This is a genomic window from Neisseria sp. P0021.S006 (assembly GCF_051956895.1).
In genome coordinates, this window is record NZ_JBQCWZ010000402.1 from 1 (window position 1) to 1,251 (window position 1,251).

Here is a 1,251-nt window from a genome sequence, read left to right on the forward strand (position 1 = left end):
GTATAATAGAGGCCGTCTGAAAAATAGGTTTTCATTTATGGAAACACTGTTTTTCAGACGGCCTTTCTTTTGTCCGTATCCATCAAGCTTGAGCCATGAATCCGACCGACTCTATCCTTTCCTCTGCCGCAGATGCGGCCATTGCGTTTTTCCGCCGCCACGAAGTACAGGGCGCATCCGTTATTGAGCCTTATGTGGTTCGACTGTTTGCAGCCTTGCAAAACGGGCATTCGTTTATTTATTTGGATAAAGCGGATGTCGATGCCTTAAGCAACTTGCCGAATTTGGTCGGCAATGCGGATAAACCGCTTATCCTGCAAGACCGGAAATTGTTTTTAGGGCGGATGTGGCAGTTGGAGCATGATTTGGCTGTCGAAATCAAACGGCTGGCAAGTGCCGCGGCGGAAGAAGTGAATTTCATGGCGGCTTCAAAAAGCCTGAGCGACTGGTTTGATCCTAAAGACAGTAAAGAGCAGAGGGATGCTGCGGCTTTGGCCTTGCTGCAAAACTTTATGCTGATTACCGGCGGGCCGGGTACGGGTAAGACCACGACCGTCGCAAAGCTTTTGGGTCTGATTTGCAATAACAGTACGAAGCTGCCCCGTATTGCGTTGGCCGCGCCGACGGGCAAGGCGGCTGCGCATATGGCACGGGCTTTGCAGCGGGCTTTAGATGGCTTTGATTTGTCTCCGAACATTAAAGCGCATTTGGAAAACTTGGAAGGGCAGACTGTCCATCGATTGTTGAAATTGCGGCCGCCGCAAATGCGCCCCGCGTTCAATCATGAACATCCGCTTGCTTTGGATGTTTTGGTGGTGGATGAGGCTTCGATGTTGGATTTGCCGCTGGTGTTGGATTTATTGCGTGCCGTGCCGACCAGTTGTCGTTTGGTGTTGCTTGGCGATGAAAACCAGTTGCCGTCGGTTGGCTTGGGTGCCGTATTGGCGGCGTTGTCGCGTCCGACGGTTTTGGATAAAGAAACTGCTGAAAAGCTGGAAGTTTATCTGCCCAATCATGGCTTTGAGATTAAAGAGCGGCCTCAGGCTTTATCGCAAAACAATGCCAAATTGACGTTCAGCCACCGTTTTGGTGCAGACAGCGGCATTGGTTGTTTGGCAAGGGCGGTGGTATCCGGGGAAAAGCAAACTGCGGTCGAACAGTTTGACAAGTTTCCCAAAGAGTTGGAAATGAAATCAGGCCGTCTGAAAGAGCAGGTTGCTTTGCTGTATCAAAAGCAACAGGATTATTGGC

General features: G+C 50.4%; 1 protein-coding gene. It reads left to right on the forward strand.

The window, feature by feature from the left end; genetic code table 11:
* Positions 1–95 precede the first annotated feature (95 nt).
* On the forward strand, positions 96–1,251 hold a 1,156-nt coding region (locus ACTHUM_RS14495), incomplete at its 3' end, for an AAA family ATPase (protein WP_440403224.1).